At 70.1% G+C, this 20,126-nt stretch carries 19 protein-coding genes; 12 read left to right on the top strand and 7 right to left on the bottom strand.

The window, feature by feature from the left end; genetic code table 11:
* Nucleotides 1–3 precede the first annotated feature (3 nt).
* From VF106_RS49920 to VF106_RS49910, 3 genes are read right to left on the bottom strand one after another with little or no spacing between them, the layout of a single operon-like run.
* Nucleotides 4–624: an L-threonylcarbamoyladenylate synthase gene (locus VF106_RS49920; protein WP_330847196.1), complete on the bottom strand. Its 621-nt coding sequence runs from the start codon at nt 622–624 to the stop codon at nt 4–6.
* Between the two features lie 10 nt (nt 625–634).
* Complete coding sequence (locus VF106_RS49915; protein WP_330847195.1) at nt 635–1,006, bottom strand: DUF3037 domain-containing protein; 372 nt, start codon at nt 1,004–1,006, stop codon at nt 635–637.
* Nucleotides 990–1,748: a HipA family kinase gene (locus VF106_RS49910; protein ID WP_330847194.1), complete on the bottom strand. Its 759-nt coding sequence runs from the start codon at nt 1,746–1,748 to the stop codon at nt 990–992. Before VF106_RS49910 ends, VF106_RS49915 begins: the two co-directional genes overlap by 17 nt.
* Nucleotides 1,749–1,863: 115 nt before the next feature.
* On the opposite strand from VF106_RS49910, the gene VF106_RS49905 reads away from it, so the two are divergent.
* Together VF106_RS49905 and VF106_RS49900 are read left to right on the top strand one after the other, a co-directional pair.
* Nucleotides 1,864–2,832 carry a formylglycine-generating enzyme family protein gene (locus VF106_RS49905; protein WP_330847193.1) on the top strand — a complete coding sequence of 323 codons (969 nt, stop codon included), beginning with the start codon at nt 1,864–1,866 and terminating at the stop codon, nt 2,830–2,832.
* A gap of 28 nt (nt 2,833–2,860) precedes the next feature.
* Nucleotides 2,861–3,415, top strand: a complete 555-nt coding sequence (locus tag VF106_RS49900; protein ID WP_330847192.1) for a hypothetical protein — start codon at nt 2,861–2,863, stop codon at nt 3,413–3,415.
* Here VF106_RS49900 and VF106_RS49895 read toward each other — a convergent pair.
* The 3 genes from VF106_RS49895 to VF106_RS49885 are packed head-to-tail and all read right to left on the bottom strand — an operon-like array spanning nt 3,409 to nt 6,004.
* On the bottom strand, nt 3,409–4,413 hold the full coding sequence (locus tag VF106_RS49895) for a GNAT family N-acetyltransferase (RefSeq protein WP_330847191.1): 1,005 nt from the start codon (nt 4,411–4,413) through the stop codon (nt 3,409–3,411). The genes VF106_RS49900 and VF106_RS49895 overlap by 7 nt on opposite strands.
* Nucleotides 4,410–5,423: a GNAT family N-acetyltransferase gene (locus VF106_RS49890; RefSeq protein WP_330847190.1), complete on the bottom strand. Its 1,014-nt coding sequence runs from the start codon at nt 5,421–5,423 to the stop codon at nt 4,410–4,412. Before VF106_RS49890 ends, VF106_RS49895 begins: the two co-directional genes overlap by 4 nt.
* Complete coding sequence (locus VF106_RS49885) at nt 5,420–6,004, bottom strand: hypothetical protein (protein WP_330847189.1); 585 nt, start codon at nt 6,002–6,004, stop codon at nt 5,420–5,422. Before VF106_RS49885 ends, VF106_RS49890 begins: the two co-directional genes overlap by 4 nt.
* Nucleotides 6,005–6,386: 382 nt before the next feature.
* On the opposite strand from VF106_RS49885, the gene VF106_RS49880 reads away from it, so the two are divergent.
* From VF106_RS49880 to VF106_RS49855, 6 genes are read left to right on the top strand one after another with little or no spacing between them, the layout of a single operon-like run.
* Nucleotides 6,387–7,346, top strand: a complete 960-nt coding sequence (locus VF106_RS49880; protein ID WP_330847188.1) for an NAD-dependent epimerase/dehydratase family protein — start codon at nt 6,387–6,389, stop codon at nt 7,344–7,346.
* 12 nt (nt 7,347–7,358) lie between these two features.
* Nucleotides 7,359–8,318: a glycosyltransferase family 2 protein gene (locus VF106_RS49875; RefSeq protein WP_330847187.1), complete on the top strand. Its 960-nt coding sequence runs from the start codon at nt 7,359–7,361 to the stop codon at nt 8,316–8,318.
* Nucleotides 8,315–9,505 (top strand): ATP-grasp domain-containing protein, encoded by a 1,191-nt coding sequence (locus VF106_RS49870; RefSeq protein WP_330847186.1) that lies wholly within the window; start codon nt 8,315–8,317, stop codon nt 9,503–9,505. The genes VF106_RS49875 and VF106_RS49870 overlap by 4 nt, the downstream gene beginning before the upstream one ends.
* Complete coding sequence (locus tag VF106_RS49865) at nt 9,502–10,782, top strand: hypothetical protein (RefSeq protein WP_330847185.1); 1,281 nt, start codon at nt 9,502–9,504, stop codon at nt 10,780–10,782. The genes VF106_RS49870 and VF106_RS49865 overlap by 4 nt, the downstream gene beginning before the upstream one ends.
* An 18-nt stretch (nt 10,783–10,800) precedes the next feature.
* On the top strand, nt 10,801–12,588 hold the full coding sequence (locus VF106_RS49860) for a carbamoyltransferase family protein (protein ID WP_330847184.1): 1,788 nt from the start codon (nt 10,801–10,803) through the stop codon (nt 12,586–12,588).
* The gene (locus VF106_RS49855; protein ID WP_330847183.1) at nt 12,585–13,220 is read left to right on the top strand and encodes a hypothetical protein; all 636 of its coding nucleotides are present in this window, start codon (nt 12,585–12,587) and stop codon (nt 13,218–13,220) included. The genes VF106_RS49860 and VF106_RS49855 overlap by 4 nt, the downstream gene beginning before the upstream one ends.
* A gap of 12 nt (nt 13,221–13,232) precedes the next feature.
* Here the strand turns inward: VF106_RS49855 and VF106_RS49850 are convergent, their stop codons facing one another.
* Nucleotides 13,233–13,739, bottom strand: coding sequence for a hypothetical protein (locus VF106_RS49850; RefSeq protein WP_330847182.1), 507 nt, complete (start codon nt 13,737–13,739; stop codon nt 13,233–13,235).
* Between the two features lie 526 nt (nt 13,740–14,265).
* Here VF106_RS49850 and VF106_RS49845 point away from each other — a divergent pair.
* The 4 genes from VF106_RS49845 to VF106_RS49830 all read left to right on the top strand — a co-directional run.
* Nucleotides 14,266–15,291, top strand: a complete 1,026-nt coding sequence (locus tag VF106_RS49845; RefSeq protein WP_330847181.1) for a zinc-dependent alcohol dehydrogenase family protein — start codon at nt 14,266–14,268, stop codon at nt 15,289–15,291.
* Between the two features lie 340 nt (nt 15,292–15,631).
* Nucleotides 15,632–16,945 carry an MFS transporter gene (locus VF106_RS49840; RefSeq protein WP_330847180.1) on the top strand — a complete coding sequence of 438 codons (1,314 nt, stop codon included), beginning with the start codon at nt 15,632–15,634 and terminating at the stop codon, nt 16,943–16,945.
* A 20-nt stretch (nt 16,946–16,965) separates the two neighbouring features.
* A complete protein-coding gene (locus tag VF106_RS49835; RefSeq protein ID WP_330847179.1) occupies nt 16,966–18,654 on the top strand; it encodes a fatty acyl-AMP ligase in 1,689 nt (562 codons plus the stop codon).
* Nucleotides 18,651–20,126 (top strand): type I polyketide synthase (locus tag VF106_RS49830; protein ID WP_414639251.1); only part of this gene is annotated, 1,476 nt, incomplete at its 3' end. The genes VF106_RS49835 and VF106_RS49830, both read left to right, overlap by 4 nt.

Raw genomic sequence — 20,126 nt, 5'->3', positions numbered from 1 at the left:
CACTCACTCGAAGCGGGCGAGGTCGCCCGCCCCGACGCGGACGACCTCCATCTCGTCCTCCGAGAAGTCGATCACCGTGGTGGGCTCGGTGCCGCAGTCGCCGGAGTCGATCACCGCGTCCACCACGTGGTCGAGTGCTTCCTTGATCTCCCAGCCCTGCGTCATGGGCTCCTCCTCGCCGGGCAGCAGGAGCGTGCTGGACAACAGCGGCTCCCCCAGCTCGGCGAGGATGGCCTGCGTGACGACGTGGTCGGGGATGCGCACGCCGACGGTCTTCTTCCTGGCGTGCATGAGCCGGCGCGGCACTTCCTTCGTCGCCGGCAGGATGAACGTGTACGGGCCCGGCGTGGCGGCCTTGACCGCGCGGAAGACAACGTTGCTCAGATAGACGAACTGGCCGAGCTGCGCGAAGTCGGCGCACACGAGCGTGAAGTGGTGCCGGTCGTCGAGCTGGCGGATGGCGCGGATCCGTTCGAGCCCGTCCTTGTTGCCGAGCTGGCACCCGAGCGCGAAGCACGAGTCGGTCGGGTACGCGACCAGCCCGTCGGACCGGATCAGGTCGACGACCTGGCCCACCGACCGGCGCTGCGGGTTGTCCGGGTGCACGTCGAAGTACTTCGCCACCCGGGCGAGCCTAGATCCTCACCTGCGTGCTCACGAGGCGGGTCAGCTCGGCGGCCGGGTCGTCGGTCAGCCCGGTGTGGGCCGGGGAGGTCTGCAGGATGGTGCTGCGTGGCGCGGTCAACCAGCGGAAGCGTTGCCCGACACTGCTCTGCGCCATCGGCCCGGTGCCTTCGCACGCCTGGCACAGCGAACGCAGCGCGTCCTCGAGCACCTCGACGTCCAGCGCGGGATCCAGTGCGTGCAACCGGTCGGCGTCGACCGCCACCGCGCAGCGCAGGAACCGCAGTGGCGCGCAGTAGACGATGGCGCCGACGTTCATGAACTCGCCGCGCTCCGGGCGGGGCACGGCACGCACCAGGGCGTACTCAAACACGTGCGGCACGGGTCTCCTCCAGCGCGGCGACCCAGCTGGGCGCGTCGGCAAGACGTGCGGTGAAGTATGCCGCGTAGGCGTCCCGCACCTCGCCGGGCGTGGGGAAAGCGGGGTCGAGCCAGTCGTCGGGCACCAGGGCCAGCACCTCCCGCACCAGTGCCGGCGTCACGAGCGGACGCAGCTCGGCGTCGACGTCGCGCAGCGAGCCCGCGGCCGGCATCATGACGTGGTCGCCGGCGTCGTACCGGTAGGTCGCCGCGGGTTGCCAGCCCGGCTGCCAGCGATGATGGAAGATCAGCGCCGCGCCGTGGTCGATCAGCCATGGCTGCCGGTGCCACAGCAACATGTTGGGGTTGCGCCAGCTGCGGTCCACGTTGAGCACCAGCGTGTCCAGCCAGAGCAGCCGCGCGGCGAGTTCGGGACCGGGGTCACGCACACGCGGGTTGAAGTCGAACGAGCCCGGCAGATAGTCGACGCCGAGGTTGAGCCCGGCGCTCGCCTTCAGCAGGTCCTGGATCTCCTCGTCCGGCTCGGCGCGCGACAGCTCCGGATCGAGATCGGTGAGCACGAGCTCCGGCACCCGGAACCCGAGCCGACGCGCCAGCTCACCGACGATGACCTCCGCGGCCAGCGCCTTGAGCCCCTGACCGGCGCCCCGGAACTTGAGCACGTACATGCCCAGGTCGTCCGCCTCGACAAGCCCGGGGAGCGAGCCACCCTCCCGGAACGGCGTGACGTACCGGGTAGCCACGACGCGACGAAGACCGTGTTGATCCACAATCGCATGATGACAGGTCGCCCAGCCGACTGCCGCGCCCCGTGGCCAGTGCGCAGGGTGGCGCCGTGCCAGGCCGTAGGGTGACGCGGTGCCGGTGGTCCCCGACGGTTTCGCCTTCAGCCATGTCGAGTCGTGTGGTGAGCCGCATGGTGTCGGGTCGAACGAAGTTGGCGTTTATCTCCATGACGGGGTCGAGTTCGTTCTCGTGCCGGGCAAAGTGGGGGTCACGTTGGGCTGGGAGGGCGGGTTGTCGGGGTTCGACCCCGGCGCGGTCGCCGAGTTCGAGGGGGACTTGCTCGCCGTTGTGGAGGAAGTCCCCGACCTGTCGGAGGAAGACAGGGCGTACTTCACGCTTGCCGGGTACTCCGCGCACATTGACGAGGCCACGTCGCCGGTTCGTGTGGTGTCGGTTCCGGACATGCTGGTCGAACGGTCGCCGCGCGAGGCAGGTGTCCGTTATGTCGGGACCTACGACGCGGACACCGGCGAGCATGAGCTTGTGGACGGCGACGACCTTCTCGAGCGGATCGGCGAGGCGTTTCGCTCGGACGACAAACGCTGGGCCACCCTGCGGCTCGTCGGGTCCGCCGCGCTCACCCGCATCGGCGACAGCGCCCGGTACGAGGTGTGGCGTGAGGTGCCCACCACCCACGCGCGGCTGCGGGACGCGGTGACCGCCGCCGGCTACTCCCTGCTTACCGAGGCCGAGTGGGAGTACCTGTGTGGCGCGGGGTCACGCACGTTGTTCCGGTGGGGCGACTTCTTCCACCGGAACACCGACTATGGGTACGGCGGTGCGCCCAATGTCCTGGAGGCACCCAACCAACATGGGCTGCGGATCGCCTTCGACCAGTTCAAGCGTGAAGTGCTCGATACCGACGAGCTGGCCAAGGGCGGGGATGGTGGCTTGACCCTGCACGACGGCATCGGTCGGTTCGACATGCTGTTCCCGCTCGCGACCTATTTCCGGCAGGAGCACGATCCGGATTATCGCGGCCGAAACCTCGTCGGTGGGTACGATTTCTATCGTCGTGTGGTGCGACTGGACGGTGCCTGACCGCCAACGACCTGGAGGACAAGCCGGAATGCGGGTGATTCTCTGCGGGGCGAACCACGGCGTGCGTCTGTACGACGGCGACAGGGTCACCGCGTACGCGTCCGTCTGGGTGGTGGACTGGTCGGAGCGGGGCTGCGGAAACGCGATCGTGTTGTGGCACAACGGGGTCGTGCGGCTGCTCGCCGAGAATGCCGAGCTCGGCAGGTGGCTGGAACGTGACTTCACGCGTCACTTCCCCGAAGCGGACGGGCTGCCGTGGCCCGAGCCGACACCGGAGACGGTCTGGGTGAACGTCGGGCTCGATCTGGCGCGCGGGTTTTCCGCACGCGCGGGGGACGTCGAGATCACCGGTTCGACGATCCTCGACCGGCGGGCCTTCGAGACCGACGAGTTCGTCCTGGGCGGCGTGCAGCACGGGCTGCGCCTGGTGCTCGCCCCCATCGCGGAGGCGACCATCAACATTGGAGGCAAGCGCGTTCCCGGCGTCGTCACGAGCGGCGGGTCGCCCGAGCGGCCCACGTCCTCGGCGTTCCTCACCACCGCCGAGGTCTGGTCACGCCCGGACGACCGGAGTGCTCAGTAGATCGCCGCCGCGTACTGCGGGACCAGCTCCGCGGTGAGTGACGCCTTCAGCTCCGGTTTGCCACGGCCCACGATCACCCCCTCCTTGCCGTTCGCCTGCGCGTACGCCACCAGCTGCCGATAGTGGTCCAGGTACAGGTTCGGCCGGTCCGGCCGGGTGGCAGGCATCGAGGACCAGTGCCGGGTCACCGGCCACGCCGGGTGGTCCAGGATCGAGATGAACGCCTCGATCGCGCCGGTCGCCGCGTCCCGGTAGGTGCCGACCAGCACATCCGGCTGGCTCAGCAGCGCCGTGAGATACCCCGTGGTCTGCGGCAGTGGCGCCAGCCGGCCCGAGTACTTGCGTTCGTTGTGCCGCAACACCTTCGCCAGCTCCAGCGGATCGAGCGCCGAGCCCTGCTCGACGGCCACCACGAGCGCCGCGTCCGCGTCCACCGTGCGGATGATCTTCCGCATGTCGAACCTGCGGCTGCGTTTCATCGCCGACACCCACCCGGCCACGGACGAGAACCGGGAGGTCCACAGCACGGCGAGCGACTCCGTCGGGCGGGACAGGCACCGGCCCATGGTGCGTTGCTGCGCCACCTCCTCGGCCGTGAGCTGGCGCAGCAACGCGCCGCGGCACCCGAAACCGAGGGCACGCCGCATGGCCGACGTGTAGTCACGGAGAAGCTCCACCGCGGGGACACCGGCGGCCCACCAGCCGGGGAGCGAGCCCGTGCCGGGGTTGCGGACGTGTAGCCCGCCGACCATCCTGGCCCGGCCGGCATCGACGAAACCGTTGCGGCGCACCGGAAGACCGGCCCAGCTGGCACACACCACACCCTCGACGCCAGCGCCAGCACGCAGCACCGACACCAGCAGCGGGGTCCGCGACGACCACGCCTGCGCACTCAGCACCTCCCACGCCCACTCCGCCCGCAGCCCCGCGCGGGCACGCAGATCCCGCCAGTACGCGGGCTCCGCGTCATAGCGGGGATCCAGCACCTCCCAGCTCATTGGCCCACCGCCGGACCGGGTACGCCGACCACGCACATCGGGCGGGCGCCGAACCCAAGCGACTCCTTCTGTGTGAACATTCCCCGCCCCGCGAACAGCTCCCTACGGCCGGTGGCGATGACGTGCCGGATCGCGCGGGCGTGGCAGTCGAAGTACAGGTGCGACCGGTCACCGATGGTCGCCCAGAACTGCAGGACCGGTGACACCGGATGATCCAGGTAGGTGCTGAACGCGTGCACGTGCCCATCCGCGTCGGCGTAGGTGAGCGTGTGCACGTCCGGCCTGCGCAGGAACGCCGCCAGGTACGCTCCGCCGACCGGCGACCTCGGGTCGAACCGCTGCCGGCCGAACCTGGCCCGGTGGGTGCGGAGCATGCCGGCCAGCGCCACCGCGTCCACATCGGACCGCCCGGGACCGAAGCGGACCACCAGTGACGGGTCCTCCGCGACGAGCCGGTCTACCCGCCGGACGTTCTTGCGCCGGTTGCGGGACAGGCTCGCCAGCCACTCCTCGGCACTCCCCCAGCGGTTCTCCAGCACCGATGCCGCGGGTGTCACCGGCCGCACCACGCGACCGGTCCCCGACACGAGCGGCGACAGCGACGCCGGCACGTTGCGGTAGATCATCCCGACCAGCCCCGGCCCCAGTCGCGTTCGTAGCGCGCGCTCGAGCGCACGCACCACCGACCGGTCACGCGACGGCACGACGAAGCCCTCTCCACCGAGCCACGGCTGGTACACCTGCGCCACCCGGGGCACGAACCGGCCGGCCGGTCGCGCCGGCGCGTACCGCCGGGTCTGGCCGGGCGCGCACACGAGGGCCGTCATCGCCCCCACGATCTCCTTGCCGGACCGCGCGACCACCAGCAGCGGCGGGTTGCGCGACAGCCATGCCTCCATGCCGAGCAACTCGAAGTCCCACGGTGCGTACAGATGTTGACACGCAACGAAGTCAGCCCAGCCGGCTGGCACCGGATCGTGCCGGGGGTCATGCACGGTCGTCGCGATCACGGCAAGATCACCGGTGTGCCGTGACGTTGGCAACGCCCGAGCGAACCGGGGCCGAGCAGCACGTCGACGAACACCGGCGAACGTTGGCGCAGCAACGTGAACGCGAGGCCGGCGTCGGTCTGCCGCGCGTACACCCTGCGCCAGTCCAGGTGCCAGCGCCCGCACTGCCGCAAGGTGCCAAGGTAACCGAGGACGGAGTCGTGCAGGAGGCCGTACGGCCCGTTGTCGAGCTCGGTGAGATCCCGGCGCGGCACGACATCCAGCGCGGTCGACAGCTGTTCCGGCAGCGCGGTCACCAGCTCCACAAGTTGCTTGTCCGTGCCGACCGCCACCACGGTCTCGTTCCGCCGCAACGCGGTCGTCAACGCGTGCCACGCGCTCTCGCTCACCCCGGTCGACTGGTCGAGTACGCAACCGACTACACCACGTGGCAGATCCGTGGGCGACAGAACGTCCTTTTTGTCCAGTACAGCGACGAAACCCCTGCCCCGGAACGTGTTCCGCGCCGCCAACACGGGACCGAGTCCGCGCAGCGAATGGGTGACCGCGACACCGCCGGCCAGCGGAACGAGGTCCACCATGCGGCGTACCGCTTCCTCCTTCGCGATCGCTCCACTGTGGACTCCGAGTCGGCCGGGCACCACCACCGGGTCCGTACGGCCCGACAGCGCCCACAACTCGCGGTATAGCGGAACGGTACGAAACGTGTTTATTACCATTTGCCGGTAGGCGTTTCGCCACCACAGATCGACCCGCACGTCCGGAAGTGTGCCACCGATTTGCAGGGGCCCAGACGGTCGGCTCCGTTCTGCGACCGAACGTCGCATCCCAAAAGGGCGGTCGCTGGCCTGAACGGACGAATTCCGTAACGCTGGCTTCCGTCCCGACGTTCCGCGGACTAGGAACTGTCCGACGTGCCATCACCCGCGGCACGGGCAGAAGGACGGGATCGGAGATCCATCTATGAAGGTTGGCGTCACAGGGGGCAACGGCTTCATCGGCCGGTACGTCTGCGAGGAGCTCGTGGACCGTGGCCACGAGCCGATCGTTCTTGACCATCGCGGCAAAAGCTCAGGTCAGGAATATGAGGTGATGCTGGGCGACATTCGGGACTCCATCGCCATGGTGGAGCTCGCCGCGCACTGCGACGGCATCATCCACCTCGCCGCGGTCCTCGGGACCCAGGAGACGATCCTCAATCCGCGACCGTCCGCGGAAACGAACCTCGTCGGCGGCCTGAACTTTCTCGAAGCGGTCGCGCAATACGATCTTCCTGGCGTGAACATCGCGGTCGGCAATCACTGGATGAACAACAGTTACTCGATCTCCAAGTCGGCCGTCGAACGTTTTGTGCACATGTTCAACGCCGACCGGGGAACGCGCGTCAACAATGTCCGCGTCGTCAACGCCTACGGTCCTCGGCAGGCGGCCGCGGCGCCTTTCGGCTCCGGCAAGGTCCGCAAGATCACCCCGGCGGTGATCTGTCGCGCGCTCGCCGGCTGGCCCGTGGAACTGTACGGCGGCGGCCGGCAGATCTCGGACATGGTGTGGGTCGGGGACGTGGCGCGTGCCCTCGTCTCCGCTCTCGAGGTGGCCGATCACGGCGAGGTGCTCGACCGGGTGGTCGAGGTCGGTCCGGTGGAGTCCAGCAGCATCCGGTCCGTGGCGGAGCTGATCATCGAACTCTGTGTCGAGCGCGGCTACTCCCCGGTACCCATTGAGGACTTGCCGATGCGGCCCGGCGAACAGGCCGGCGCGGTCGTCAACGCCGATCCCGAGACGTTGCGCGGCGTCGGCATCGACCCGGCGTCGCTGACGTCGCTGCGTGACGGCATGGCCCGCACCGTCAACTGGTTCATCGAGCACCAGGGAGTCCACTGGTCGGTGCCAGAAGGTGAGCGGCTCCTGCGCACCGCCAACTAGGGGACGAGCAGCATGTCCGGACCGGTCAGCGTGGGCATGACCGTGGTCGTGCCCTGTTACAACGAAGCGGACAACGTCGAGCACGCGTACCGGGAGATCGTCACCGCCCTGAGTGGACACGATCTCGAGGTGCTCTTCGTCGACGACGGCAGTTCGGACGGCACGCTGGCGTGTCTGAAGGACCTCGCGCGCACCGACCCGCGCGTGCAGTACCTGTCGTTCACCCGCAACTTCGGCTTCGAGGCGGCGTTCTCGGCCGGCTACCGGTACGCGAGCCGGCCGTGGATCCTGCACATCGACGCGGACGTGCAGTTCCCGGTCGCCGAGGCGCACAAGCTGATCGCCGCGGCGGAGCAGGGGCGGGACGCGGTGTTCGGCGTGCGGGAGACCCGGTACGACCCGCTCGTGCGGCGGGCCGGCGCGCGGGCGTACCACTTCGTGGCGCGGCGCGTGCTCGGCATCGAGATCCCGCCCGGCGCCACCACGTTCCGGCTCGTGCGGACCGAGCTGGCTCGCGCGATCGTGGACCTACGCCTTGGCACGCCGTACTTCCTGGCCACGGTTCCCCGGCTCACCAACCGGTACTCGACCGTGCCGGTCGCGCACCGGGCGAGGGAGCGCGGCGCATCGAAGCTCAACCTCCGCTGGCTCGTCGGGCACGCGATGGGCCTGTTCGTCGGCTTCTCGAACCGGATGGCCACGGTCGCGTCCGTGCTCGCGTTGCTCGCGGCGGGACTCGCCGGGCTGACCGCGGTCGGTGCCGGCACCGGGCTGCTCGGGTCCACTGTGGTCACGGTGGCGCTGCTCTACGTGTTGCTCACGGTGCTCTGCGTGTTGGCCGTGTCTGTCCGCTACCTCGTCGCGGTCGGCGCCAGCCAAGCGAGACCAGCACTGTTCTACATCAGGGAGGCCACGATCCCGGTAGACCCGACGGACCGGCTGATGGTGGAGAACGTGGGGGTGCCCTCGTGACGACGCTGGTCCTTCTCGGCGCCGCCGACGGTGCGGTGCCCACCTACCAGCGGGCCGCGAAGCTGGGCTACCGCACGATCGCCGTCGACATCAAACCCGGCGCGCCCGCCGTGCCGTTCGCGGACGAGTACCTGCACATCAGCACCCGCGCGCCGGAACAGGTCGCGGCCGCGCTGGCGGGCCGGACGGACATCATCGGCGTGCTCGCGCCGGCGAGCGACATCGCCCTGCCGTCCCAGCGCTGGCTCGCACGGCACTGGAACCTCCCGAACCCGATCTCGGAAGGCGCGGTGCTGGCATCGGCCGACAAGTCGGTGTTCCGCACGGTCTGCGACGGGCTCGGCTTCCCGACCTACGGCGCGGTCGCGGGCACCACCGGTGACCAGCTGCGCGCGGCCGCGCTCGCGCTGCGCTTCCCCACGCTCGTCAAACCCGTCGACAGCACGGGAAGCCGTGGCGTCGTGCCGTGCGGCGGCCCCGGTGAGCTGGGCCTCGCCGTGCGGCAGGCCATCGAGCACTCGCCGTCCGGCCGGGTGGTCGTCGAGGAGCAGGTGACCGGCGAGCACCTGACGGTCGAGGCTGTCGTCGACGGCGGCCGGGTGATCTTCTACTCGGTGAGCTCGCGGACGATCACGCCGCCGCCGTACTACATCACCGCGACACAGCTGCTGCCGGCGGAGCTGCCGAAGGAGGTGGACCGCACGCTGGCCGCCATGCTCGACGCGCTCTGCGCGGAGCTCGGTTACGTCAGCGGGCCGTTGAACCTCGACCTGGTGCTCGCACCGGACGGTCAGCTGTACCTCATCGAGATGGGCGCCCGGTCCGGCGGCAACGGGCTCGCCGAGCTGATCGAGACGAGCTGTGGGGTCGACACCATCGCCGCGGCGATCGCGCTGGCGGTCGGAGACCAGGTGGTGCTGACGCCACGGGAGCCACGACCGGTGCTGTTGCGGGTGATCGCCGCGGACCGGCCAGGGCAGCTCGTGGCGGTGCACGGCATCGCCGAGGTCAAGGCACTGCCCGAGTTCGTCGACCTGCGACTGTTCGCCGAACCCGGCGACCAGGTGAGGCCCTACACGCAGGCGGCGAACAAGGTCGGCTACGTCGTGCTGACAGCGCCCACACCGGACGAACTGCGGGCGGTGGTGTCGTTCGTGGACCGGACGCTGCGGGTCGAGCTGGCATGAACGGACACCAGTGGAGCACGACCGTGACCGTGGCGTCGGTGGCGCCACCCCGCCTGCTAGACGTCGTCCGGCTCGCGGCCGGTCGCGGCGTCTTCCGGCTCGCGAGCCAGCTCATGGCGGTCGCACTCGCCGTGGTGTGGGGCGCGGCGGTGTTCGGGCAGTTCGCCAACGCCATGGGGTTGTGCGCGTGGCTGCTGTTCGTGCCGACCGCGGCGGAGAAGGCGGCACTGAAAGCTTTGCCCCGCATGCGGATGCTCACCCCGCACGTGGCGCGGTTGGTCGTGCGGATCGCAGCCGCCCCGGTGCTGGCACTGCTCGCCGCGTTCGTCGCGGCGGTGACGATCGATCCATCTGGGACGGTCGCGCTGTACCTCGCGGCCGCCTGCTGGGCGGCGGCGACCGGGTTGCTCATGACCGTGTCGGGGCTGCACCGGCTGCGTGGCCGGCCGCTGCTGGACGCGGGGGCGTTCGGCGTGCTGACCGCGACGGTGCCCGCCGCCACAACCGTGACGTGGCTGGCCGGCTGGACACCGATCGCGCACCTTTCGCTGCTGTTGACCGGATTGTTGGCGATCACAGCGTCCTCGCTCGCAGCGCTGCCGAGGGACTGGGTGCTCGGCGGCGGCGCGAACCGCAAGCTCCTGCCCGCGCTGGGTCGCAGCGTGTGGCTACTCGGGTTGTCCGAACTGCTCGACGTGCTCGCGTTGTCCACTGTGTACCTGGCGCTGACGCTCGCCGGCCGGACCACCGACAGCGGCCCGCTCTACCTCGCGGTGCTGGTGGCGAGCATGGTCGGCGCGCTACTGCTGTACCAGTTGAAGCTGTACCAGCCGGCGACGTCGGCACGGCTGCGCGGCACGGGCGGCGCGAGCGGACGGGCACGCACTTTCCGCCTGCTGCGGGCGGCCGAGCGCGGCGGGCTGGCGTTCGCCGCGGTCGTGGCGGCGATGATGGCACTGCCGGCCGGCCGCGCCGTGCTCGCCACCGAGTCGTACGCCGTGCTCGGCGCGATCCTCGCCGTGGAGGTCGTGCTGTCCACAATGGTCATCTATGCGAACTTCCTGCTGGAGAACACGAACAGCAGCGTCCTCACGCTCACCTCGACCGCGGCCGTGGTCGGGCTCCTCGCCACCGGACTGATCGCCCTCGCGGTCGTGCCGTGGCTCGGCGCGGCCGGCGGGCTCACCGCGCTCGTGCTCGCGACGGCGGTCAAGGCCCGCGCACTGCGCGTGCTGCTGGTGCGCCGCCACCCGGAACTGCACACATCCACCTACTGAACAACAGCGGAGCACCCCATGTACGTACTCGGTATCAGCCGGCACCACGACGCCGCCGCGGCTCTGGTGCGGGACGGCGAGATCGTCGCCTTCGCCGAGCAGGAGCGCTTCAGCCGGATCAAGCACGACGGCGGCTTCCCCACCGACGCGATCCAGTACTGCCTGCGGCAGGGCGGGATCACGCTGTCCGATGTGGACCACGTGGCGTACTTCTGGCAGCGCTGGCGCGAACCGCTGCACGCCGCGAAGGTGTTCGCCCGCTACTTCCCCGCCACCCTCGAGGTGTTCCGCAACGAGGGTGACCAGGGTGCCAAGGCGCCAGGGCTCGTCGACACCTTCAGGCACGGCGGCAGGGGCGTGGACAACTTCCACGTCGGTGGGGCGGTGCTCGGGCACGTGAAGCGTGGCTACACCCTCGGCCGCGACCTCAAGCAGGCGCTGGGGTTCGACGGTCCGACGAAGTTCACCGTCCGTCTCGTCGACCATCACCGGGCGCACGGCGCGAGCACGTTCTTCATCTCGCCGTGGGACGAGGCAGCGGTGCTGACCCTCGACGGGATCGGCAGCGACGGCACCAGCACGTGCCTGGCGGTCGGCAAGGGCAACAAGATCACCGATATGCGGCGGTTCAAGTTTCCGCACTCGCTGGGCGCCATGTACGCGGGAGTGACCAACTACCTCGGCTTCTACCCGACCATGGACGAGGGCAAGGTGATGGGGCTCGCGCCGTTCGGCCGGGACACCCACGTCGAGGCGTTCAAGGACCTGGTGCACCTGCACGACGACGGCCGCTACGAGCTGAACCTCAGCTGGTTCCGCCACCACACGTCCGGCCGGCACCTGATGTCGCAGAAGTTCATCGACACGTTCGGCCCGCCTCGCGAGCGCACGAGGGTCACCTCGGACAACCCGATCCCCCAGCACTACATGGACATCGCGTACGCACTGCAGGCACGGCTGGAGGACGTCGGGCTGCATCTCGCGCGCTGGCTGCACGAGCAGACCGGGCTGACGAAGCTGTGCGTGGCCGGTGGTGTCGCGCTCAACTCGGTGATGAACGGCCGGATCTTCCTGGAGACACCGTTCGAGGAGTTCTTCGCACAGCCCGCGGCGGCGGACGACGGCTCGGCACTCGGCGCCGCGCTGGAGGTGAGCGTTGGTGAGCGGGGCGCGCCCCGACCGACGTCCGGCTTCATCTTCACCGGCCCGGAGTTCACCGAGGAGGAGATGGAGCAGGCGTTGCGGGACGCCGGCGTTCAGTACCGGCGGGTGGACGACATCGCGGCGTGGACCGCGACCCGGGTCGCGGACGGGCTGATCGTCGGGTGGTTCCAGGGCCGCATGGAGTGCGGGCCTCGGGCGCTGGGCAACCGGTCGCTGCTCGCCGACCCGCGCGACCCGGAGTCGAAGACGCGGATGAACGAGAAGGTCAAGCACCGCGAGGCGTTCCGGCCGTTCGCGCCGTCCTGCCTGGTGGAGCGGGCCGGTGAGTTCTTCGCGAGCGGTTATCCGTCCGCGGTGATGCTGCTCGTGTTCGACGTGCTGGCACACCAGCGGGACGTCGTCCCGGCGATCACGCACGTAGACGGCACGGCTCGCGTGCAGACCGTGAGCCGTGAGGACAACCCCCGCTACTGGGACATGATCTCGCACTTCGAGCGGCTGACCGGGGTGCCGATGGTGCTGAACACCTCGTTCAACGACAACAACGAGCCCATTGTGTGCACACCGGAGGACGCGATCGCCTGCTTCGTGAAGACCGACGTCGACGGGCTCGCGCTCGGCCCCTTCTGGGTGGAGAAGTGACCGTCCTGTACGCCAGCCGGCGCTGGCTGTGGCTCGCGGGCGCGGTGCCCGCCGCCCTGCTGACCGGGCTGATCATGGTCGTGCTGCCGCCGGACCAGACGCTCGACAACCTCGCCGAGTGGCTGTTCAAGCTGAGCCCGTTCCTGTGCGCGGTGCTGGCGGCCGCGACCTTCCCGCGCGGCCGGTTCGGGCCGGCGCTCGTGGTGACCGGCGTGTTGGTGTACATGGGTTACCTGGACACGGCGCTGATCCTGCGGGTCCTGGAGTACCGCCAGCAGGGTGAGTTCGCGGTCGTGTACCAGTTCCAGCTGTTCGTGGTGACCTACATCGTCCTGTTCGGGCTGCTCGCGTTCCGGCTCGGCGGCGCGCGCACGGCGACCGTGCTGAAGGTGGGCGCGGCCGCCGTGCTCGTCGTGATCTCCGGCCTCAACGACCTGGGGTTCTGGGTCATGAACGACTGGGAGGGCGCGCGTCCGGCCACCCTCGACTGGGCTTCGCACATCATCGTGTTCACCGGCGGGCCGCCGAGCGTGCCGGTGGCGGTCGTGTTCCTCCTGGTCCATCTCGTGCTCGCGGGCGTGGTGTTGGCACTGCCGGTCGAGCGCTGGGTGGACGAGCGCCTCGCCCGCTGAGGGACGCCTTCCTCACGTGGCCGCGCGGGCGGCGTAGAACTCCTCGACCTTGTCCACGCCGTGCAGGTCGACGAGGTATTCCCGGCCGAGGCGTGCGGCGGTCGGTTGCAGGTGTGGCAGCAGCGGGTTGTCGATGACGACGGTGTGCTTGGCGCGGAACTCGTACGCGCGGATCGGGGTGGTGAGGCTGAGGTTCACGACCGTGTGCGACCAGCCCATCTGAATGGGGAGAAGATCGCCGCGGTGTTGCACGGCCTCGTATTCGAGGTTGTCGCCGAACAGGGTGAGCGCGCCCTCCTCACCGCACTCGTAGACGAGAACGATGACATCGGTTTCCGGGTGCCAGTGCGCGTTGGCCACGAAACCGGGCGGTACGTCGAGGCCGCCCGCACAGATGGCGATCTCCGGGGCGTTGCCGTCCGGACGGCCGTCGACCAGCGGCCGTATCCGGTGTCCCTGTGGGGTGATCACCGGATCGATCGACTCGAAAGGGATCGCGGTGGGAGGTTTGGTCAACATGGCGGGTTCCTCTCCGTGACATTCCTGTCCGGGGCCAATGTGGAAACCCCGACCGGCGGGTGAGCAGGCCATCCATCCCTGTCCGTGCGTGTTGCCGTCCCCAGAGTTTGGGGCCCTTGAGGAAATATAGGGAGAACCGGAGGTGTTGTGAAGCCAATCCGTTGACGAGAAGTTGCCGATTTCATATGCACGAAGTGCCTGCACCTGCACCGCGATTGCCGAAATGTCGACGCACTCGACCGACAATTGCCTCTACGGCATTTGCTCGACCTGCCGACAAATGCGGCACGAAGAATTTGTCATGCGGACACCTTATTTTCGCGCGCAGAGGCGCGCGGAGGTCGTCCCGTCGGCAAGCCCGGCGGGCGGCCAAGCGGTCGGCAAGTGACACCTGGTGACGCACCGTGACCAGCGATACTCCTGCCTGTGACTCGCCACCTCCATGGTCACACACCAGGGGGACGGTTGGTTGCCTTCTGGCAGTAATTTTTCACCGGAAGTCCAGCACCCGTGACGAGGGAAGCCCATGAAGGCCGTTGTGTACGCGGAGTACGGGGCGACGCCGGTCGTCGCCGAGGTGCCGGCGCCGGCGTGTCCCGACCGGGGGGCCGTGCTGGAGGTCCGGGCGACGGGCGTGTGCCGGTCGGACTGGCACGCGTGGCGGGGCCACGAGCTCGTCCCGCTGCCCCACGTCCCCGGCCACGAGCTCGCCGGCGTCGTCGCCGAGGTCGGGGCCGGCGTCACCCGCTGGCGGCCCGGCGTTCGCGTGACCGTGCCGTTCGTCTGCGGGTGCGGGGAATGCGCCCACTGCCTCGCAGGCGACGCGCAGGTCTGTCCACACCAGACACAGCCGGGCTTCACCGGCCCTGGTTCCTTCGCCGAGCGAGTGGTCATCCACGCCGCGGACACGAACCTGGTGGCACTGCCCGACTCCGTCGACTTCGTGGCCGCCGCGTCGCTGGGTTGCCGGTTCGCCACGGCGTTCCGCGCGCTCACCGCCCACGGCCGGCTCGGCGCGGGCGACTGGCTGGCAGTGCACGGCTGCGGTGGCGTCGGCCTGTCGGCGGTGATGATCGGCGTGGCGCTGGGCGCCCGGGTGGTGGCGGTGGACATCGCCGCCCCGGCACTGGAACTGGCGGGATCCCTGGGCGCCGAACACCTGGTGCACGCGGACCCTGATCCCGCTGCGACGGTTCGCGAGCTCACCGGCGGCGGCGCGACGGTGTCGATCGACGCGCTCGGCTCACCGGCGACCGCGGCGGCGTCGGTGCGGAGCCTGCGCCGCCGGGGCCGGCACGTGCAGGCCGGCCTTCTGCTGGACGGCGCGACACCGCTGCCGATGGACGTGGTCGTCGCGCGGGAACTCGAGATCCACGGCACGCACGGCATGGCGGCCGCCGACTACCCGTCGATGCTGTCCCTCGTCGCGGCCGGCACCCTGCGTCCGGAACTTCTGGTGGGCAAGGTGATCGGACTGGCCGACGCGCCCGACGCGCTGGTCGCCATGGACCACGCGGCCGCGGGCGCCGGCATCACCGTCATCGAGATGTGAGCCATTCGCCCGGGAGCATTTCCTCGTTACTCGTAACGCGTTGCCAGGCGCGGCCGGCATCATAGGCGGATCATGATGAAGTCCTTCGCCGACTTTGTCACGAGCGGACAATTCCGCCGCACCGGCGAACAAACCGTGATGACTCAACGCCGTGAGCGGATTACTCCTCGTGGTGCTCACCAGGCTGACAACTTTGCGGTTCAACGGAATTGATCCATGTCACCGCTCTTGTTGGCACCCATGGCGAGCCGTATGGTCCGGTTACCTACTGGCGAGTAAACAGGCGCGGGAGGTGCGGGTGAGACCAGCCGGACCAACTACCCGCATTCCACCGGCAACCGTGCTCCTCATCGCCCTCGTCGCGTTCGTGGCCGCCATGGACAACACCATCGTCGTGGCGGCAGCGCCGACCATCGGCCGTGAGCTCGGGATCAGCATCGCGGTGCTGCAGTGGCTCAGCATCGCCTACCTCCTCCCCTACGCGGGTTTGTTGCTGCTGGCCGGCGCGCTGGTCGACCGGTTCGGTGAACGGCGTGCGCTGCGGACCGGGCTGGTCGCGTTCGGTGTCTTCGCCGTCCTGGCCGGGGTGGCCGGGAACGCGGTGCTGCTCATCGCCGCCCGCGTTGGCCAGGGTTGTGCGGCCGCGCTCGTCGTACCCGCGACCATGAGCCTGGTGCGCACCCGGTTGCCTCAGCCGGTTCGGGCGGTCGGTGCGGCGATCTGGACCGCGGCTCTGGCCGCCGCGCTCGCGCTCGGGCCATGGCTCGGCGGCGCGCTCGCCGAGCACGCGCACTGGCGCTGGATCTTCGCCGCCCCGCTGCCGTTCGTCCTACCCGCGCTTCTCCTGGTGCCGAAGGAGATCCCCGCAGGGGACGCGACCGTGCGGGTCCGGCCGACGCCCGCGATCGTGGTGACCGCCGGTCTCGTCATGGTCACCGGGGCGGTCGTGCTGCGCGGTGTGCCGGGCACGGGCAGCGCCGCGCTGCTGGTCGGTGTCGCGGGTGTCGCCGCGTTGTGGGCGTTCACCCGGCTGGAACGGCGCGCCAGGACCCCGCTCGTCCCGCGCCAACTGGTCGCCGACCGGCCTTTCCTGCTCATCAACGTGGTCGCGGCACTGTGGGGCGTCGGTATCGGTGGCGTCGTGTTCTTCACGCCCCTGCACTACCAGGACGCACTCGGGCTGAGCCCGCAGGCGGCGGCGCTTCCGCTGGTCATGGTCGCGGTCGCGGTGATCACCGCCGCGCCGTTCGTCCCACTCGCGCTGCGCCGCTTCGGTCCACAGCGGACGGTCGCGAGCGGTCTGTTCCTCGTCGCCGTTGGGCTCGCGTGGCTCGCCGCGGTCGACCACCTGCCCGGACTCGGGCCACGGCTGGCCGGACTGCTCGTGCTCGGCGCCGGCTCGGCGGGCACGACACCGCTGACCGCGCTGGCGCTCGACCGCGCTGACACCTCGGTGGCCGGCGCGGCCTCCGGGGTACTCACCTCGTCCAGGGAACTGGCCAGTGCGCTCGGCATCGCCCTGTTCGGCCTGGCCATGGCACTGACCGACTACCGGGTCGGCCTCTTCGGCGCCGCGCTGCTCCAACTCGCCGGCGCCTGGCTCACGTTCGTCGCACTGCGCCAGCGATCCACCACGCCAGATCCCGTCCGCTGACACCTTTTCGAGGGGGCGTCGTGTTGCCTACCGTTGCCGAGACCGCCGCACTGCCCGTCCTGCTTCGCGACTGGGCACGCCGCCAGGGCGACGAGCGCGCACTGACCTTTGTGGACTATACACGCGATCCCGGCGGGCTCGCGACCACGCTGACATGGGCGGAGCTCGACGAGCAGGTCGAGCGGATCGCGGCCGCGATCCAGCCCCGGTGCTCGACCGGCGACCGGGTCGCGATCCTGGTCGAGCAGTCGGCGACCTACGTCGCGTCGTTTCTCGCGGCGATCCGCGCCGGGCTGATCGCCGTGCCGCTGTATCCACCGGGTCTGCCCCGTTTCGACGAGCGGCTGGCCGCGGTGCTCGCCGACTGCACCCCGGCACTGCTGCTGGCGAGCTCGGCCCGCGCCACGGACGTGGCGCGGTTCGCCGGCGACGTGCCGGTGGTGCCGGTCGACGCGCTCGGCGAACCGGGACCGTTGCTCGACGTGCCACACGGACCGGACGATGTCGCGTACCTGCAGTACACCTCGGGGTCGACCCGCACGCCGGCCGGTGTCGTGCTCACGCACGCCAACGTGTTCGCCAACGCGCGCCAGGCCGTCGAGTGCTTCGAGCTGGTCCACGGCCGGTCGGTGTGCGTGAGCTGGCTGCCGTTGTTCCACGACATGGGCCTGATGCTGGGTGCCGCGGCCGCGCTCGTGGCCGGGATACCGGTGGTGCTGCTCGATCCCGGCGCGTTCCTGGAACAACCGGTCCGCTGGTTGCGTGCGCTGTCGGCCAATCCCGGCGCGATCACCGCGGCACCCAGCTTCGCCTACGCCTACGCCGCCGCCCGGACCACGGAACGGGACCGCATGCTGCTGCGGCTCGACGGGGTCGAGGTGCTCATCGACGGCAGCGAACCCGTGGCGCCGGCCAACATCAACCGGTTCCACGACACGTTCGCCGAGTGCGGGCTGCGCCGTGCCGCGCACCGGCCCTCCTACGGGCTGGCCGAGGCGACGGTGCTGGTGACGTCCACGCCGGCCGGGACAGAGCCGCGCCCGCGCACGTTCGACGCGGGGGCGCTGGCCGCCGGCACGGCCGCGCCTCCGACGCCAGACCGGCGCACGAGCACGCTGGTCGGCTGTGGAACGCCGGCAGGACAACGGGTTCTGGTCGTGGACGCCGAGACCGGGGTGCCTGTGCGGGACGGCACGGTCGGCGAGGTCTGGGTGAGCGGGCCCAACGTGGCGACCCGGTACTGGCGGGGAACCGAGCGGTCCGAGCACACGTTCGGCGGCCAGGTCCCCGGCGAGCCCGGGCGGTGGCTGCGCACCGGCGACCTCGGCCTGTTCGTCGACGGTGAGCTGTTCATCACCGGCCGCCTCAAGGACCTGATCATCGTCGACGGCCGCAACCACTACCCGCAGGACATCGAGTACACCGTCGAACACGCGCACCCCGCGATCCGCCGGCACGCCACCGCCGCGTTCGCCGTGTCCACTATGGATGGTGAACGTCTGGTGGTGCTCGCCGAACGGGCCAGGGACGCCGAGTCGATGCTGGACGAGGAGGTCACCGTGGCGGTGCGGTCGGCGGTCTCGGCCGAACACGGCATCGGTGTCCAGGACCTCGTGCTGCTCGATCCCGGTGCGGTGCCACGGACATCCAGCGGCAAGATCAGCCGCACCGCCTGCCGTGCCATGTACCTCGCGGAGGGAGGCGCGTGACCGCGGAGAGATGGGACCAGCGGCGCTGGCAGCAGTGGTTGCTTAACCGGTTGACCGTGTTGCTGGGGCGGCCGGTCACGGACCGGGACGTGGACCGCCCGCTGTCCGACTGCGGTCTGTCCTCACGGGACGCGGTCACGCTCGTCGCGGACATCACTCGGCTGAGCGGAAAAGAGGTGCCGAGCACGCTGGTGTGGGCGGCACCGACGATCACCGCGCTGAGCCGGGCCCTGGTCGAGACCACCGAAGCGGACGACCACGTGCCGGTCGCGGCGACGGAACCGATCGCGGTGGTGGGCCTGGCGTGCCGCTTGCCGGGCGCACCGTCGGCGTCGGCGTTCTGGTCGCTGTTGCGTGACGGCGAATGCCCGGTCGCCACCGTGCCTCCCGATCGCTGGGAGTCGTTCGCGGCCGGGCAGGACCTGTCCCGGCTGCCACGGCACGGCGCGTTCCTCGGCGACGTCGCCGGGTTCGACGCCGCGTTCTTCGGTATCAGCGCACGTGAGGCCGACGAGATGGACCCTCAGCAGCGGTTGCTGCTCGAGGTGACGTGGGAGGCACTGGCGAACGCCGGTATGCCTGCCTCGTCGTTGCACGGATCGGACTGCGGCGTGTTCGTCGGCCTGTCGGCGGTCGAGTACGGCCACCTGACCATGGCCGATCTGTCCACTGTGGATGCCTGGTCGGCGACAGGTGTGTCCGCGTCCCTGGCCGCGAACCGCTTGTCGTACGTGCTCGGCACGCACGGCCCCAGCGTCACGGTGGACACGGCGTGCTCCTCGTCGCTCGTCGCCGTGCACCAGGCGACCCGCGCGCTGCAGGCCGGTGACTGTTCGACGGCGGTCGTCGGCGGCGTGAACCTGTTGCTGTCCCCGGGAATCACGGCCGTGTTCGACGCTGCGGGCGCCCTGTCCTCGGACGGGCGGTGCAAACCGTTCGACGCCGCGGCCGACGGCATCGTGCGGGGCGAGGGCTGCGGGGTGGTCGTGCTGCGCCGGCTCGGCGACGCACGCCGCGCCGGGGACCGGATACTGGCCGTACTGCGGGGAAGCGCGGTCAACTCGGACGGCCGGTCGAACGGCATCATGGCACCGAACCCCCGCGCACAGGCCGCGTTGCTGCGTCGCGCGTACGCGAACGCGGACCTGTCCCCTGGCACGGTCGACTACGTGGAGGCCCACGGCACCGGAACCCCACTGGGCGACCCGATCGAGGCGGACGCGCTGCGGGCCGTGCTGGGCGCGAACCGCGACGCGGAGCGACCGCTGCTGATCGGGTCGGTGAAGAGCAACCTGGGCCACCTGGAGGGCGCGGCCGGGATCACCGGGCTGATCAAGGTGGTGCTTGCCCTGCGGCACGGGCAGCTCCCGCCGTCACTGCACTTCACGCAGCCGAACCCGCGGATCGACTTCACCGGGCTGCGGGTCGTCGACGCACCCCGTTCGTGGCCCCGGTACGGCGGGGTGGCGCGG

The organism is Actinophytocola sp. (assembly GCF_036378875.1).
In the GTDB taxonomy this organism is placed as follows: domain Bacteria; phylum Actinomycetota; class Actinomycetes; order Mycobacteriales; family Pseudonocardiaceae; genus Actinophytocola.
Note: the sequence above shows the minus strand (reverse complement) of the source record. Positions and strands in the feature narration are given on the sequence as shown.